The sequence below is a fragment of the Caldithrix abyssi DSM 13497 genome, assembly GCF_001886815.1.
In the GTDB taxonomy this organism is placed as follows: domain Bacteria; phylum Calditrichota; class Calditrichia; order Calditrichales; family Calditrichaceae; genus Caldithrix; species Caldithrix abyssi.
Genome location: NZ_CP018099.1, coordinates 1,279,539 through 1,293,907, shown reverse-complemented (window position 1 = coordinate 1,293,907; position 14,369 = coordinate 1,279,539). Strand labels below are relative to the sequence as shown.

Sequence of the window (14,369 nt, the reverse complement as noted above, 5' to 3'; positions counted from 1 at the left end):
TTCACTTCGCTATTTGATTAAACTGATCGCAGACAAACTTCAAATGTTTATCCGTTAAATCCTGATGTATTGGTAATTCTAAAACGGTATCTCGCAGGGTTTTTATTTCCGGAAAACGTTCGGCCGGAATATCCGGATGAAAATGCCGCCAGAAGCGAGCGCAGTCAACGCCTCGCCTGGTCAGCTCCTGGAAGACCGGCTCTCTATTTTTTATTTTAACCGGAAAGAACCAGGGCACGGCGCCATCGGGCAATTCTGAAAAAAGATGATATTTTTCAGGAATATGTTTTAACATAAAGTTGAAATTTTCTCGTCTTTTTTTGATAACGTTTTCCACCGAAATTCTATTGATTAAATATCGGGAAAGCTTCGAAATGCCCCAGGCAGCTTTATCCACAGCAAAGCCCGTATCCAGCACCGGCACGCGCTCCACTTCCATTTTATCTGCCACAGAAGACAACTTGCTTTTGGCCGCCTGTAATTTTCGCCCCAATCCGTTAAATCTTAAATCGAGCCAGTTGAAGAATAAGCCGGCGCTGCGACTAATGGTGGACAAAAGCTGCGGCGGTACGGTTTCGATCGGAAAGCGCAACGAATCGTTGTTTATGACCAGCCCGCCGCCGTTGGGAATAGGCAACGTTTTGTAAAAACAAAATATTCCAAAATCGCCAAAACTTCCCAGCGGCCGTCCTCTGTATTCCGAGAACAGGCCCAGCGCATTATCTTCAATCAGAATTAAGTCGTACTTTTCTTTCAATTCAATAATTTTTTCCAGATTCTGGGCAATGCCCACATAATGGATAAAATATAAAACACGAAAGTCTCCGTCTTTTAACTGCCGCTCCAGATGCTCAAAATCAATTTCAGCGCTGGCGTGAATATTGTAATATTCCAATTTTAAGCCGGAGGCCAGCAATGCCCTGATTTCATTACCGTGGTTATAGGCCGGAAAAAGGATGCGGTTGATGCCTTTTGATTTTAGATATTTGCCCAAAAAATAAATGCCATTACGGGCAAAATAGAAAAGGTGCAGCCCGGAATGGTCGAAAGGATAATAGCGCTCAAAAACCCTGGCCGAAGGTTTAATAAAATAAAACGGACTGATGGCCTGCAGTGATGGTATGTATTTCATCGCTTTATAATCTTCTGTTTTAATTTTTTTAAGAATTCGATCTTCCTTAAAGCGGGCAGCAGCTTGCTGTTTAAGGTGTAAAGATAAGAACCTTTAAAGGTATTTCCATAGATATACAAAGTGGAATGTTGATTAAACTGCCCGGTCCATTCCAGCTTCCAGGGCATGGCAGGGCCTAAAAAGTCGAAGCGTTTTAGCTTTTGCTCAAATAAGCGCTTCAGTAAAAGATAGGTCATAATTTGCCCTGGCGAAAATTTTGCCACCGATTCGTCGTAGGCCACCTTTAACAGGTAAAAGACCTGATCATAAATAATGGAGAAATTAAAGGCCACCAGCCGTTCTCCGAAATAAAGGCCGCCGAGATGCAACAAACCCCGTTTAAAAAAATTGTGCGCCACATCAAAATAAAAATCTTTTACGGTTTGCGATTTTAAAATGGCCGAACCCTGCTTCCCCTTCCATCCACTGGCCTCCAGCTTCAGGCCTTGTAGTACAAAGGCATCCAGTTCTTCGTCGCTGCCGTCGAACACACGATATTCAATCTTGCCATATTCCTTTTCTGCATTGCGTAATCGTCGCCGTAAGTTGCGCCGGAAGTGGCCCCGCAACCCGCCGAAATAGCTTTCCCAATCTCCTTCTAAATCCAGATATGGCGGCTGTTTTGGCTCTTCCAGGCTGAACCTCAGCTTTTTGTCTTTTAGAATATTTACGACCGTTTCATCATATAAAAACTCTTTAAATCGCAAATAATCAAAGTATTGATTTTGACAAACTGCTTCCAGCCAGAACTTAATGATTTCTTGCTTTTTTTCGGGCAAAACAAGCAGGCGCGTGCGAAACGAATGCGAATTGGCTGCAAAGCTTAAACCTTTGAATGTTACGCCGGTGTGCTTTTCGTGGATATTAACAAGGGGAATGATGCCCACAACTTCTTCGCGGTCATCTAAAACAACATGCACCTGACAGGCACTTTCATCATTTAAAAAATGGCCAAGCCAGATATTAATCCATTCAAATGAGGTAAAAGGATTGGAAGCGTCGCTTTTTGCATGAAGTTCTGCCCATTTGCTTTTTAGTTTATCTAATTCATTAAAGTGGTATTGGATTAAATTCATCGTTCCCTTCAACGTTATGGTATGTTTCTAACAATCGGTGGGCCGGCCAGGTTGGTAAACCACAAAGGTAGTTTTTGCCAGATTTTAATGGCCCGTTCAAATTTTGGATTTTCTTTATTCACCTGGGGCAATTGCCCGTTCGGCCCCAGCAAATAATACCAGTAAAGCTGGATTTCGTCTCCGCCCCACTGTTTTTTAAAACGATAGGTGCCGCCTTCTCGCGTTCCCCGACCAAAATCAAAAATTTTATACCCTTTTTCGATTGCCAGTTTAAGCGCCTCCCAATACAGCAACATATTGGGGCTGTAGCGATTGTATTTGCGCAACGAAGAGGCCCATGGGATCTCCATGGTCTGTTTGTAGCCCATTAAAAAGGCCGCCGCAACCGGCAAACCGTCTTTTGAATAAACCACCACAATATGCGTCTGCTCGGGCAGCGAGTTCAGAATGACCTGAAAGATCTTTTTAGAATAAACCGGCGTGCCCAGATGGCGCATATTCCGGCAAAAGACATGGTAAAAATCGTTCAATAAATTAATGTGGCCAATTTGAGCATACATTCCTTCTTTAGTCGGCCGCTTAATCTGACTGCGCACCTTGGCTTTAAAGCTTTTTAGCAGGTCATCGGCCGAATCGGGCAGACTGAGGTAAAAGGTCACCTTATTTTCTTTAACAGGCAGATCAAAGGCCTGTGGCTGATCATATCTGATTTCCACGACATCGGAATTTGTAGCTTCCAGCAGTTCCCGCATCTTAGTCATCAAAAGCTCAGCGGCCAGCTCATGTTTAAAGATGGGCCCGCCATAATTAACATACGGCAGGCTGATCAACTGTTTGCCGGCGATAAAGGTATGAAAATGAACCAGCGGTAAAACACCTTGAATCTCGCCCGCCTCATCTTCTGCATAATAGTAGAGCGTTTTTCTGCCAAAAGCCTGCTCAAAAATGGCTTTCCAGACGGTCTTTTGATAGATCCTGCCGGAGGGATGATAATCTACAAAGGCATCCCACGCTTCATATCTGGACGGTGTAAGTGCGGCTACTTTCATGGGAAACTTTCTCTATTTATTAAAATGGGGATTCGATTCTAAACCAAATCCCCATTTAATTAAAATTGTAATTAGCAAACGATAATCTAATTTTTAATAATTGTAATAGGTGTAGCGATATTTTTTATGATCCATGTCTTCTTTAGCAAAATTCAAAACGATTCCGACCAGATTCTTTCTGAGATCCTGATACTCTTCGATTTTAGATTTAAGCTGCACAATATTGGATTTTCCGGCGCGCACCACCAGCAGTCCGCCATCCACATAGCGCGAGACAATAACCGCATCCGAAGCGACCGCCAGCGGCGGTGTATCAATTATAACAAAGCCAAAACGATGCGACAGAAATCGGATCAATTCCTGGGCGCGTGTGCTGCCTAAAAGTTCCGAAGGATTGGGAATGGGCACGCCGCTGCTGATCAAGTACAGGTTCGGAATATGCGTGGTTTGAATAATCTTGCGTACGTTTTCGTCCGTAATATCGGCATTGCTGTACAAAAAGTCCGAAAAACCCGGTTTCTTTTTACAGGCAAAAGAATTGTGTAGCACACCGCGCCTTAAATCCGCATCCAGTAAAATGGTGGGTAACTTTTGTTGGGCAAAGGTGATGGCCAGGTTACCCGCATTGAGTGATTTTCCTTCATCCGGATTAAGCGAAGTGATAAAAACTGAGCGCAACTTTTTATCTGAATTGAATAGCAACTGCGTGCGCAAACTGCGATAGGCCTCGCCTACCGGAGTTGGCGAATAGTCCGCCGTTACCAGCTTGGGATCGATACGCACCGCGTCGTCAAACTTGACGTCAACGATCTCTTTTTCTGTTTTAATAACCGGGATTTTACCAATCACCTTAATCGGTATGGCTTTTTCCAGCTCTTCCGCGCTGCGTACCGTTTTATCGAAAAAGTCGATAACAATCACTACCACCACGCTCAGGCCCAGGCCTACAACTAAACCGATGAGCATGATTTTAAAATAGGTTTTAAACTGGCTGATGCGCAGCGGTACCACGGCGCGATCGAGCACAACCACATCACCCACTTCAACCGCATCAGCTATTTTAGCCTGGTTATAGCGCACAAGCAAAGAGGAATAAATTTCATCCGTAACCGCTCGTTGGCGTTCCAATTCCGCCAGCTTCAATTCTTTGGCCGGCAATCGTTTGATCTTGTTGGTGTTTTCCACAATTTTTTGTTCTAAGTCATTGATTTGTTTGTTCCAGGCGTTAATCATATTTTGCGCGGTTAATAGAACCTTCTTTTCCAGTTCATTTAGTTTTTTGGTATTTTCCTTAACATAGGGATGGGAGGGGGCGTAGGAAGCGAGTAAACGGCTGCGATCGGTGGTTAAGGTTGTAAACTCGGAAGCCAATGCCGGAGCGGTTGGCGCGTCCTGCGCTCCCAGAAAGGAGATGATCTCGTTTAAAATCGAATAACGCTCTTCCCCGCTTTTGGCCTGCAGGCGATTGATTAAGCTTTGCAGCTCATTTTTTAAGTTTACAAGTTGCGATTTTTGCGATTCCAGAGCGGAAACACTGCTAATGGCGCCCGTGGCATCCGGCGTTAAGCCCACCCATGGATTTTTTTCTCTAAATTGCTTGAGCTCCTGAGCCGCCCGGTCTAATTCTACCTTGGCGGTTTGTAATTGCTCTTCCAGCACGCTCAATACTTCACGCGTCTGGTACTTTTTCAGATTTAAATTTTCCTGAACAAAGTAATCCACAATTTTATTTAGGGTGGCGGTAATTAAATAACGGTCTTCCCCTTTAAGGGTTAAAACCAGCAGGGTTCTGGCCCGGTTTTTAAATTGATAGCCCAAAGAGCTTAAAAGACTTTCAATCGCTCTGGGCCGTGAATTTACCGTGTAAATCAGTTTGTCATGCTGCTGCCAGTAGCGGTCTTTTAGCTTTAAGCCCACCCCGCCATAAACGATCAATCGGTCTTCCGGATAATCGACTTCCAGTACTTTTTTATCTTCGATGGAATGGTCCTGGCTGGTGTAAAAAAGCAGTAATTTATTGCCCTGTTTTTTAAGGACAAAACGGCCCTTTAAATAATTGGGATGTAAAAAGACGCTGTCCACCGCTTCATAGCGGTCCACTCCGCTAAAGCGCACCACCAGACTTAAATCGTCAACGATCTTTCCGAGGAACTTACGGCTCATCAAAATGCCAAGCTTGCTTTCAAAATCTGGCCGTCTTCTCGAATCCAGCTCGTTTAAGGACCTGGTATCCTGAAATTGCAGGAGGGCCTGTGTCTGGTAAACGGGACGCGGACTGATTTTATAAAGAAAGGCGGCGCTAAACAAAAAACCGAAAATAAATAAAAGCAGCATTAACCACTTTTTACGTTTGAACAATTTGATGTAATGCTGCCAATCCATTTTGGAATCGGTGAGATTTAAATCCGTTGATTTTTTTTGGTTATTCATAATATGTAATCCTTCTTAAACCTTTCATCTGCTTCGTAAAATTAAAATGTCTCGCTGGTACGTATTATAGATGGCCCAGACCGTTGTAGCAAAGGTCAAAATGGGCATTACATCTCTTACTTTGTCCCAGAACGTTCTGCGAGTCGGCGAGGGCGTCCAGAATATATCGCCGGATTTAAAGCCCATCTTTTTTAAGGAGATACCGCTCTCAAAAAACCCGGTCAGGTCGCCGGAGCGTTCTTTCTCGTTTCTTTGCCAGTGCATTTCATAAATACCATCCTCTGTCAAAGTTCCGCCGGCCATGTAAATCAGGTCCCACAACGAACTATTAACGTCAACATAGTAAAGCCCCGGTCTGGTAAAACCACCTAACAGGCTCACTCTGGCCAATGGTTTAACGTAAATATTGGGGAATCTCAAATAGCTTTCATAATTTTTTCTCAAAAAAGCGACCAATTGATGTACGGTCATTTTAGAAACGTTAACCTTACCGATCATGGGCAGTTCAGCAAAACCACGGTCATCGATGGGATAAACGCCGTTAATAAAGGAAGTGGTATCCGGTAAGGTGGAAATCATCAATCCATCGCCCGGCTTAAAAGGATACTTTTCCCACTCAGGATCAGTGAAAAAGTTTAACTGCGTATCCTGAGCGTGACTTAGCGAGCTCATTCCCATAAAAAAGATAAAAAATGTAAGCGATATTAGTGTACGCATAAAAGCACCTATCTTTTTAACATGACCTATAAAATCGATAACGTTTGGCTTTGGTATCTAGATCCAAATCGCGCAAAATCTTATATAATTTAAATATGCCAACTTTGGTACGGCCAAAATGTTCATGACGCAAGATTTTTCTGATTCCCCATATTCCGATCAACGGATTTTGAGCGATTACGCGTTTAATTTTTTCAGGAAGCGGTAAATCGGCCAGTTTAACATCTGTATGCAAAGAGGTAGGCACAAAATCGTGCACCGCTTCTTTGCCGAAATCGGTTGACGAAATCGGCGTAGTCTCGCTTTTTTCTTTGTCTTTTGTTTCTGCACTGTCGGCCACAATTTCTTCCAGATCAATTTCTTCTACGCTCTCTTCTTGCTCTGGCGTTTCCGGAGAAGCGGCTGCCGCTTCTTCGCTTTCTCCCTCTTCGATTTCATCAATCACCAGATCGATCTCTTCCTGATCTTTTTTAAAGGCGGCGGCGGCGGCTTCCACAGAAGGATAATCATCTAAAATATGATAAAATTCCAACATTTGATAGACTTCGTAAATATCGGGATTCATATTGGCCAGCTTGATATCGCCGCCACGATCCCTGAAGCGTTTAATCTCGCCAACAAACACGCCCCAGCCGGCGCTGCTCATATAGTACACTTTGCTAAAATCTACGATTACTCGATAGCATCCGCTTTCTATTATGTTATCAAACAGCCGTTCTAATTGATAACTATTAGACTGATCAACGTGGCCGCCTAATTCGACGACCATAATTTCACCGCTTTGATCAGCAAATTTTGAATCAATTTGTAATTTTTCCATATTATCACCTTTGTTTATAGCTCCGCCACGTCAATTACAGCGAACGCCTGTAATCTACAAAAATTCCCTCTTCTTCTCAAAACCGCATTAAAAATGCATCCACAATGTGCACAATTTGTGCGACACATCATTAAATAAAGTCGTCTAAAATCAGAAAATTATTAATAATTTTTATTGTTATTGGCCTTCGCCTTTTAAAACAACCGCGATCGTCTTGAGGAGTATTTTTAAATTCAAAAGCAACGAATCTTTATTTTCAATATATTCGATGTCTTTCTTTATCTTTTCTTTAACGTCTTCAATGGTTTCATCATAGCCCACGGTTACCTGGGCCAGCCCGGTAATGCCCGGCTTGGTTTTTAAACGAGCCATATAAAAGGGAATTTGTTTTTTGAACTGCTGCGCAAAAAAAGGACGTTCCGGTCGGGGGCCGATAAAGCTCATATCGCCCAACAGAACGTTCATTAATTGGGGCAGTTCATCAATGCGCGTTTTTCTTAAAATGCGTCCCACACGCGTTATTCGAGGGTCTTCCTTACCAGCCCACACCGGGCCGGTCAACTTCTCCGCATCCTGCACCATGGATCTGAATTTGTAAACCTTAAATATTTTTCCGTCCTTACCCAACCTTTGCTGAGAATAGAAAAGCGGCCCGGGAGAATCCAGTTTGATGGCAATAGCCGTAATAATAAACAGCGGAAATAGTAAAATGAGTAAGGTGACAGAAATTAAAATATCAAAAATTCTTCTAAAACCAAATTCCCTTGGTTTTAGCACAACGCGAATAATATGGCGAACAACATGGTCGTAATCTTCTTCGTAGGCATCGGAAACGATCGAATATTCAACATTATTTTTAGTACAAAGATCGATGATTTGTGGAAGATATGTCTTTTCCGAAGGCGAAAGGACAATGAGCGCTTCGCTGATTTTATACTTTTTAACGCACTCGCTAAAATTCTCCAGATCGCCAACGACGGGAACATTTTTATAATGCCTTCGGCGATCATTGCCGGCGGGACGGATGAACCCCCTGACATTATAACCCAGAGCGGGCGTTTCAAGGAGTCTGTCATAAAGCTGAACGGCCTCAACATTCCATCCGACAATCAAAGTATTTTTTTCAGGAGGTCTTTGCATATTTTTCACTTCAGATTAAACGTAAATTCCATTTTTAAAATTCCACCAGCATTATACAAAACTGGCATCGAAAAAACTGTGTTAAGCGTCAATTTTATCTTTTCAGCTTAACATTATTTTATTTTTTTTTATAGTCGGAAAAATTTTATTTACTTTTAGGTTTTTTTGGCAAGCACATAAATATGGGGTGATGAAATAGATGTTTGGGGAGCTTTGCGCTCCCCAAACTCCCTAAACCTTCAGGATTTCTGCTTCTTTTTCTTTCATCATTTCATCTATTTTTTTAATGTGATCGTCCGTCAAATCCTGTACATCATCCAGATAAACACTTAATTCATCTTCACTAATTTGATGGTCTTTTTCTAATTTTTTCAGTTGATCATTGGCATCTCTGCGCACGTTGCGCACTGCGATCCGGGCGTCTTCCGCAAATTTATGCACCAATTTGACCAGATCTTTACGACGTTCCTCGCTCAGAGGCGGGATGGGAATTCGGATAACCGTACCATCGTTATTGGGATTAAATCCCAGGTCGGCTTTTAAAATTTCTCTTTCGATTTCGGCAACCATTTTCTTTTCCCAGGGCTGAATGACAATGAGCCTTGGTTCAGGAGCGGTTACCGTGGCTACCTGATTCAAAGGGACCTTCTGTCCGTAATATTCGACTTTTATGCCGTCTAACAAATTCGGTGTGGCCCGACCGGTTCTGATTTTAACCAGTTCATCGCGTAAGGCGTTAAGCGCGCCGTTCATGCGCCGTTTTGCATCTTTAATAATTTCTTTGGCATCCATAATAAATCACCCCTGTACTTTTGTACCTACTGGCTCACCTAAAACAACTCTTTTCAGGTTACCAGATTTATTGAAATTAAAAACAATTATTGGCAGTTTATTTTCCATGGCCAGTGTAATCGCCGTGGTATCCATTACCTTTAAATTACGGCGGACTACCTCCATGTAGGATAACCGATCGAACAAAATAGCATCTTCGAATTTTTCAGGGTCGGCATTGTAAACGCCATCCACGCGCGTGCCTTTCAGAATGATTTCCGCGCCTATTTCGATTGCACGAAGCACGCCGGCAGTATCGGTAGTAAAAAAAGGATTGCCCGTTCCACCGGCCAGCAACACAACCCGGCCGGCCTCTAAATGTTGAATGGCACGCTCATTGGAAAAGGGCTCTACAAAAGTACCAATATTGACAGCAGATAAAACGGTTGCTGGAAGATTCTGTTGCTGAAATGCGCTTTTTAAGGCGAGTGCGTTAATTACAGTGGCCAGCATGCCCATTTTATCGGCTTCGACGCGGGCCAGATTAAAATTTTGAGAAGAAATACCGCGGAATATGTTACCGCCGCCAATCACCAGGGCTACCTGAACCCCCAGCTCAACCACAGCCTTTACTTCATCCGCAAAGTATTTTAGATGAGAAGCGGAGATGCCAACTTTGGCATCTCCGGCTAAGGACTCTCCGCTTAATTTTAGCAGTATTCTTTTAAATTGAACGGCGGGGGAACTACCCATATTTAATTATTCCCCAATACGAAAACGAGCAAATCTTTTAATATTGATGTTTTCACCAACCTTGGCGATCGTTTCGGTCAAAAGGTCTTTAACGGTTTTATCCGGGTCTTTAACGTAAGGTTGTTCCAGCAGACAAACTTCGCTAAAGTATTTTTCCATGCGTCCTTCGACAATTCTATCCACAATATTTTCAGGTTTGCCCGATTCCAGCGCCTGCTCGCGATAGAGCTGCTTTTCTTTTTCGAGCGTTTCCTGATCCAACTCTTCACGGCTGATGGCCAGCGGATTACTGGCTGCGATATGCATGGCAATATTTTTGGCAAAGGCCTGAAAATCATCCGTTTTGGCCACAAAATCGGTTTCGCAATTTACTTCAACCAGCACGCCTAATTTGCTGCCGGGATGAATGTAAGCGGTTACCACGCCTTCGTTTGCTTCGCGTTCCGCTCGTTTTGCCGCTTTGGCAATGCCTTTTTTACGTAATAATTCTACGGCTTTTTCAAAATCGCCTTCTGCTTCCTGTAAAGCTTTTTTACAATCCATCATACCTGCGCCGGTTTTATCGCGCAGTTCTTTTACCATCGCTGCAGTAATTTCTGCCATTATTTCGACTCCTCTACCACTTTTTCATTTTCTTCTTTCTTGGCTTTGGGGGCTGCTTCTTTTTTAGGTTTTGGCGCTCGCTTTTTCTCTTCTGGTTTTTTCTCTACCTTTTCTTTTTTCGCAGCTTCTTCCAATGCCTTCTGATCTTGATATTTTTGTTTTGCTTCAATAATTGCATCCGCGATTTTACTGGTAATCAAACTGATGCTCTTAGCGGCATCATCATTGGCCGGAATGGGGTAATCGACAATCGTAGGATCCACATTCGTATCTACCAGAGCCACAACCGGAATATTCATCTTTTTCGCTTCGCGAACAGCAATGTGTTCTTTATTAATATCAACAATAAACACCAAGCCGGGTAAGCGCTTCATTTCAAGAATACCACCCAGCACGCGATATAGTTTTTCCTTTTCCCGGTCGATCATCAACCGTTCTTTTTTGGAAATCTTTTCATACGTGCCGTCGGTGCTCATCTTTTCAAGATTTTTATAATGCTTAATCGACTTTTTAATGGTCGCAAAATTGGTTAACATTCCGCCCAACCAGCGATGCGTAACATAAAACATTCCGCAACGCTCGGCTTCGGAGACGATGATGTCTTTGGCCTGCGGTTTGGTTCCAACAAACAAGACTTCATAGCCTTCGCTTACCACCTGACGCACCACATCAAGGGCGCGGTCTAAGGCCTTTTGCGTCTTTTTAAGGTCAATGATATGAATCCCGTTTTTAGCCATAAAGATGTATGGCTTCATTTTGGGATTCCAACGACGGGTTAAATGTCCAAAATGGACGCCTGCAGCTAAAAGCTGTTCGAGAGTTACTGATGACATAAAAATCTCCTAAGACTTTGGGTTAAACCTCCACCACCCTATAACCTTCCCAATCCGTCGAAACAGACAGACACCCGGAAAGGAAACGAATGGTGTGTGAATTTAATAAATAAATTTTAACGCTTAGAGAACTGGAAGCGTTTTCTGGCTTTTGCCAGACCGTATTTTTTACGCTCCACCTTACGAGGATCGCGTGTAAGAAAACCGGCCTTGCGCAACGCGGGTCTAAAATCTTCACTATAGGCGACTAACGCCCGGGCAATGCCCAACCTTACCGCGCCTGCCTGGCCCGTTAATCCGCCGCCATTCACACGAATAAAAAAATCGAATTTTCCATCGGTTTCTGTTAAAATAAGCGGCTGCTCAATATCCATTAACAGGGTTTCACGCTTAAAATATTCTAACAAGCCTTCACGACCGTTAATAACAAACTTACCGCTGCCAGGTTTCATCCTGACACGTGCAACTGCTTCTTTCCTTCTTCCGGTTGCAACATATACTTCCATTTAAAACTGCTCCTTACGATTTAAGCATTCAATTCTAAAACTTCAGGTTTTTGCGCTTGATGCGGATGCTCGGGGCCGGCGTACACTTTTAGCTTTTTGAACATTTTGCGTCCCAGTGCATTTTTCGGCAACATTCTTTTGACAGCAAATTCAATCACGCGCTCCGGATGCGTTTTAAGCATCAAACTAATCGGCGTGTACTTTGCGCCGCCGATATAGCCAGAGTGACGAAAGTAAACCTTTTGCTGCATCTTATTGCCGGTCAAACGAACCTTTTCGGCGTTAATTACAACCACAAAATCCCCGGCATCTTGATGGGGAGAATAAATCGGTTTATGTTTGCCACGCAAAATGGTGGCGATCTGACTGGCTAAACGACCCAATACTTTTCCTTCGGCATCAACCACGTACCAGCGCTTAGAATCTTGAATTTCCTGCTCTTTCGCTATATAGGTTTTCAAGACGTTCCTCCAAATTTTAAATCAAAACGAAACGGCAAATTTAAAGCTTATGTATTCGATAGTCAAATTTTTTGTGATTATCGAGATAAATAATATACGAAGAAATAAAGTTAAATAAAAGTATATTTTATCCCTATGCTGAGCACTTCTTTTAACTGCGTTTTCTTCGAAACTTTTGCATCATAGAGCACCAGCGTTTGAATATTGACAATAATATATTTGGTTATGGAAGCCTGGACTAAAGTATCCCAGAAAATATTGCCGTATTCAAATTTTTCGAAGGAAGAGAACATGTTCAACCGTGAACGAATCAATAATTTTTCCCAGAACCTTCTCTCGGCATGGGTAACCCACTGTATGCCCGATTCCACATTCCATTTTTTGTCTTTGGCATATTGCGTAAATTGATGCGCAAAGGTGGTTTGAGCCGCCAAACCGATTCTGGTTCTGAAGGTTTTTTTGGGCGAATATCCCACGCCCACGCCGCTGGTAAAATAAGCCGGGTCAAAAAAATCGGAAATTTTAATGCGCCGTTCTGCTTCATATTTATAGCCAGGCGCCATTTGTGTTCTTAAATTCAAAGAAATGTAGGGATTTAAGAACTCTTTCTTTTTGTAAGTTAGTACCGATTCCAGATCGATTAAATCGTCGGTTTTACGCGCCGGCTCGCCATTTTGCCTGGCCTTACCGAACAGAATTTTCGATTCATTGGCCCAGTTCCAGTTTACCGTGTCCAGAATGGCCGTGCCGTCGATCCCGGCAACCCACACCAGAACGTTGGATCCACCTGCCGCCCACTGGTGATAAGCGGTTTGCGTAACCGTTAAGGTACTGGATAGATTGAGATTCCACCCTGGCTGCAATTTGTTGTAATTTTTTTGTTTTTTTTCAACCTTTTTTAAATGCTCAAAAAGCGCCTTGTTTTGCCCATTGCAAAACGCAACCAGCCCCCACACCACCAATACCATCCATGGTACTTTAAACTTCATTGCACACTCCATCCATTTTATGCATGCCGGTTTCTATTGATTAAATACAATTTTTCGCATAAAAAAAATGCAGGCAAGGCCTGCATTTTTTAATAGATACCAGAGGTCAAGACTCTTTGTGCGTACTGAACTTAAACGGCAAGTAGGCGGGACAAAATCCCACAATTCCTGTCAGCAGCGGGACCAACCCAATCCAGCCCCATTTGATTTGCGGACCGACGAAAACCAGCGCAATCAGGACGATTCCCAAAACAATCCTGATCCAGCGGTCGATTCCGCCAACGTTCTTATTCATGGAAGGCCTCCATGTTTATTTATATTAAACCGGCTAATTAACATCTGCCGGATAGACGCTGACTCTTTTTCTGGTGCGATCTTTGCGTTCAAACTTAACAATGCCGTCTATTTTAGCAAACAATGTATCGTCGCCGCCGCGGCCCACATTTTCACCGGGATGAATTTTGGTTCCCCGCTGACGCACAATAATCGAACCAGCCGTTACGAATTGACCGCCAAACGCCTTAACGCCAAGACGTTTGGACTCGCTCTCACGTCCGTTGCGCGAACTACCTACACCTTTTTTATGTGCCATTTATGCCTCCTTTGCCTCGCCTTCAACTTCTTTGGTTTCTGCTTTTTTGGCGCGCGTGGCGCGTGTTTTGGCAATTTTCTCGATATGCAGAACCGTGTAATGTTGGCGATGGCCTTTTTTTAACCGATACCCTTTACGTCGTTTTTTCTTAAAAACGATCACTTTTTTATCACGCCCGTGTTCCACAACGGTGGCAACGACCTTCATCTTTTCCACAATCGGAGCGCCTATGTGGGGCGTGCCTTTATCATCTGTATAGAACAATACTTTATCAAAATCTACTTTTTGACCCGGTTCAACATGCAATAAAGGTACCTTGATTTTTTGATCAGGCATTACTCTGAATTGTTTACCTGCTATTTCCACAACAGCGTACATCCTGTTCTCCTATTAGAATAAATTTACTAATCTGAAAAATTGAGCATTTAATTTAATCAACATTCAGTGAATTGTCAAAC

Annotated in this window: 17 protein-coding genes; all 17 read right to left on the bottom strand. The window is 43.1% G+C overall.

The genetic code is table 11. The features are described 5' to 3' along the window. Window position 1 precedes the first annotated feature (1 nt). On the bottom strand, window positions 2-1,132 hold the full coding sequence (locus Cabys_RS05140) for a DegT/DnrJ/EryC1/StrS family aminotransferase (protein WP_006929097.1): 1,131 nt from the start codon (window positions 1,130-1,132) through the stop codon (window positions 2-4). Continuing rightward, window positions 1,129-2,247: a GNAT family N-acetyltransferase gene (locus tag Cabys_RS05135; RefSeq protein ID WP_006929096.1), complete on the bottom strand. Its 1,119-nt coding sequence runs from the start codon at window positions 2,245-2,247 to the stop codon at window positions 1,129-1,131. Before Cabys_RS05135 ends, Cabys_RS05140 begins: the two co-directional genes overlap by 4 nt. Window positions 2,248-2,261: 14 nt before the next feature. Beyond that, on the bottom strand, window positions 2,262-3,296 hold the full coding sequence (locus tag Cabys_RS05130) for a FemAB family XrtA/PEP-CTERM system-associated protein (RefSeq protein WP_006929095.1): 1,035 nt from the start codon (window positions 3,294-3,296) through the stop codon (window positions 2,262-2,264). A gap of 93 nt (window positions 3,297-3,389) precedes the next feature. Further along, window positions 3,390-5,726 (bottom strand): polysaccharide biosynthesis tyrosine autokinase, encoded by a 2,337-nt coding sequence (locus Cabys_RS05125; RefSeq protein ID WP_006929094.1) that lies wholly within the window; start codon window positions 5,724-5,726, stop codon window positions 3,390-3,392. Window positions 5,727-5,750: 24 nt separating this feature from the next. After that, window positions 5,751-6,443, bottom strand: a complete 693-nt coding sequence (locus Cabys_RS05120; protein WP_006929093.1) for a polysaccharide biosynthesis/export family protein — start codon at window positions 6,441-6,443, stop codon at window positions 5,751-5,753. A 16-nt stretch (window positions 6,444-6,459) separates the two neighbouring features. Next, window positions 6,460-7,263 (bottom strand): STAS domain-containing protein, encoded by an 804-nt coding sequence (locus tag Cabys_RS05115; protein ID WP_006929092.1) that lies wholly within the window; start codon window positions 7,261-7,263, stop codon window positions 6,460-6,462. Window positions 7,264-7,440: 177 nt separating this feature from the next. Beyond that, complete coding sequence (locus tag Cabys_RS05110) at window positions 7,441-8,403, bottom strand: sugar transferase (RefSeq protein ID WP_006929091.1); 963 nt, start codon at window positions 8,401-8,403, stop codon at window positions 7,441-7,443. 231 nt (window positions 8,404-8,634) lie between these two features. After that, the gene (gene frr, locus Cabys_RS05105; RefSeq protein ID WP_006929090.1) at window positions 8,635-9,195 is read right to left on the bottom strand and encodes a ribosome recycling factor; all 561 of its coding nucleotides are present in this window, start codon (window positions 9,193-9,195) and stop codon (window positions 8,635-8,637) included. A 6-nt stretch (window positions 9,196-9,201) separates the two neighbouring features. Beyond that, window positions 9,202-9,927, bottom strand: a complete 726-nt coding sequence (gene pyrH, locus Cabys_RS05100) for a UMP kinase (RefSeq protein ID WP_006929089.1) — start codon at window positions 9,925-9,927, stop codon at window positions 9,202-9,204. Between the two features lie 6 nt (window positions 9,928-9,933). Further along, window positions 9,934-10,530 (bottom strand): translation elongation factor Ts, encoded by a 597-nt coding sequence (gene tsf, locus Cabys_RS05095; RefSeq protein WP_006929088.1) that lies wholly within the window; start codon window positions 10,528-10,530, stop codon window positions 9,934-9,936. Next, on the bottom strand, window positions 10,530-11,363 hold the full coding sequence (gene rpsB / locus Cabys_RS05090; RefSeq protein ID WP_006929087.1) for a 30S ribosomal protein S2: 834 nt from the start codon (window positions 11,361-11,363) through the stop codon (window positions 10,530-10,532). Before rpsB ends, tsf begins: the two co-directional genes overlap by 1 nt. A 116-nt stretch (window positions 11,364-11,479) precedes the next feature. Then, complete coding sequence (gene rpsI / locus Cabys_RS05085) at window positions 11,480-11,869, bottom strand: 30S ribosomal protein S9 (RefSeq protein ID WP_006929086.1); 390 nt, start codon at window positions 11,867-11,869, stop codon at window positions 11,480-11,482. A gap of 20 nt (window positions 11,870-11,889) precedes the next feature. After that, the gene (gene rplM / locus Cabys_RS05080; protein ID WP_006929085.1) at window positions 11,890-12,330 is read right to left on the bottom strand and encodes a 50S ribosomal protein L13; all 441 of its coding nucleotides are present in this window, start codon (window positions 12,328-12,330) and stop codon (window positions 11,890-11,892) included. 110 nt (window positions 12,331-12,440) lie between these two features. Next, window positions 12,441-13,319 carry a DUF3078 domain-containing protein gene (locus Cabys_RS05075; protein ID WP_006929084.1) on the bottom strand — a complete coding sequence of 293 codons (879 nt, stop codon included), beginning with the start codon at window positions 13,317-13,319 and terminating at the stop codon, window positions 12,441-12,443. Window positions 13,320-13,425: 106 nt separating this feature from the next. Next, window positions 13,426-13,614 carry a YgaP family membrane protein gene (locus Cabys_RS05070; RefSeq protein WP_006929083.1) on the bottom strand — a complete coding sequence of 63 codons (189 nt, stop codon included), beginning with the start codon at window positions 13,612-13,614 and terminating at the stop codon, window positions 13,426-13,428. 33 nt (window positions 13,615-13,647) lie between these two features. Further along, window positions 13,648-13,911: a 50S ribosomal protein L27 gene (gene rpmA, locus Cabys_RS05065; RefSeq protein WP_006929081.1), complete on the bottom strand. Its 264-nt coding sequence runs from the start codon at window positions 13,909-13,911 to the stop codon at window positions 13,648-13,650. After that, window positions 13,912-14,289: a 50S ribosomal protein L21 gene (rplU, locus tag Cabys_RS05060; protein ID WP_006929077.1), complete on the bottom strand. Its 378-nt coding sequence runs from the start codon at window positions 14,287-14,289 to the stop codon at window positions 13,912-13,914. It lies immediately after the preceding gene. Window positions 14,290-14,369: the final 80 nt, after the last annotated feature.

Bases quoted from the DNA above. Each gene is read 5' to 3' on its own strand.
- Cabys_RS05070 (WP_006929083.1), bottom strand. From the start codon at position 13,614: ATGAATAAGAACGTTGGCGGAATCGACCGCTGGATCAGGATTGTTTTG.
- Cabys_RS05075 (WP_006929084.1), bottom strand. From the start codon at position 13,319: ATGAAGTTTAAAGTACCATGGATGGTATTGGTGGTGTGGGGGCTGGTT.
- pyrH (WP_006929089.1), bottom strand. From the start codon at position 9,927: ATGGGTAGTTCCCCCGCCGTTCAATTTAAAAGAATACTGCTAAAATTA.
- tsf (WP_006929088.1), bottom strand. From the start codon at position 10,530: ATGGCAGAAATTACTGCAGCGATGGTAAAAGAACTGCGCGATAAAACC.
- rpmA (WP_006929081.1), bottom strand. From the start codon at position 13,911: ATGGCACATAAAAAAGGTGTAGGTAGTTCGCGCAACGGACGTGAGAGC.
- Cabys_RS05110 (WP_006929091.1), bottom strand. From the start codon at position 8,403: ATGCAAAGACCTCCTGAAAAAAATACTTTGATTGTCGGATGGAATGTT.
- Cabys_RS05120 (WP_006929093.1), bottom strand. From the start codon at position 6,443: ATGCGTACACTAATATCGCTTACATTTTTTATCTTTTTTATGGGAATG.
- rpsI (WP_006929086.1), bottom strand. From the start codon at position 11,869: ATGGAAGTATATGTTGCAACCGGAAGAAGGAAAGAAGCAGTTGCACGT.
- Cabys_RS05115 (WP_006929092.1), bottom strand. From the start codon at position 7,263: ATGGAAAAATTACAAATTGATTCAAAATTTGCTGATCAAAGCGGTGAA.
- frr (WP_006929090.1), bottom strand. From the start codon at position 9,195: ATGGATGCCAAAGAAATTATTAAAGATGCAAAACGGCGCATGAACGGC.
- Cabys_RS05130 (WP_006929095.1), bottom strand. From the start codon at position 3,296: ATGAAAGTAGCCGCACTTACACCGTCCAGATATGAAGCGTGGGATGCC.
- rpsB (WP_006929087.1), bottom strand. From the start codon at position 11,363: ATGTCATCAGTAACTCTCGAACAGCTTTTAGCTGCAGGCGTCCATTTT.
- Cabys_RS05140 (WP_006929097.1), bottom strand. From the start codon at position 1,132: ATGAAATACATACCATCACTGCAGGCCATCAGTCCGTTTTATTTTATT.
- Cabys_RS05135 (WP_006929096.1), bottom strand. From the start codon at position 2,247: ATGAATTTAATCCAATACCACTTTAATGAATTAGATAAACTAAAAAGC.
- rplU (WP_006929077.1), bottom strand. From the start codon at position 14,289: ATGTACGCTGTTGTGGAAATAGCAGGTAAACAATTCAGAGTAATGCCT.
- Cabys_RS05125 (WP_006929094.1), bottom strand. From the start codon at position 5,726: ATGAATAACCAAAAAAAATCAACGGATTTAAATCTCACCGATTCCAAA.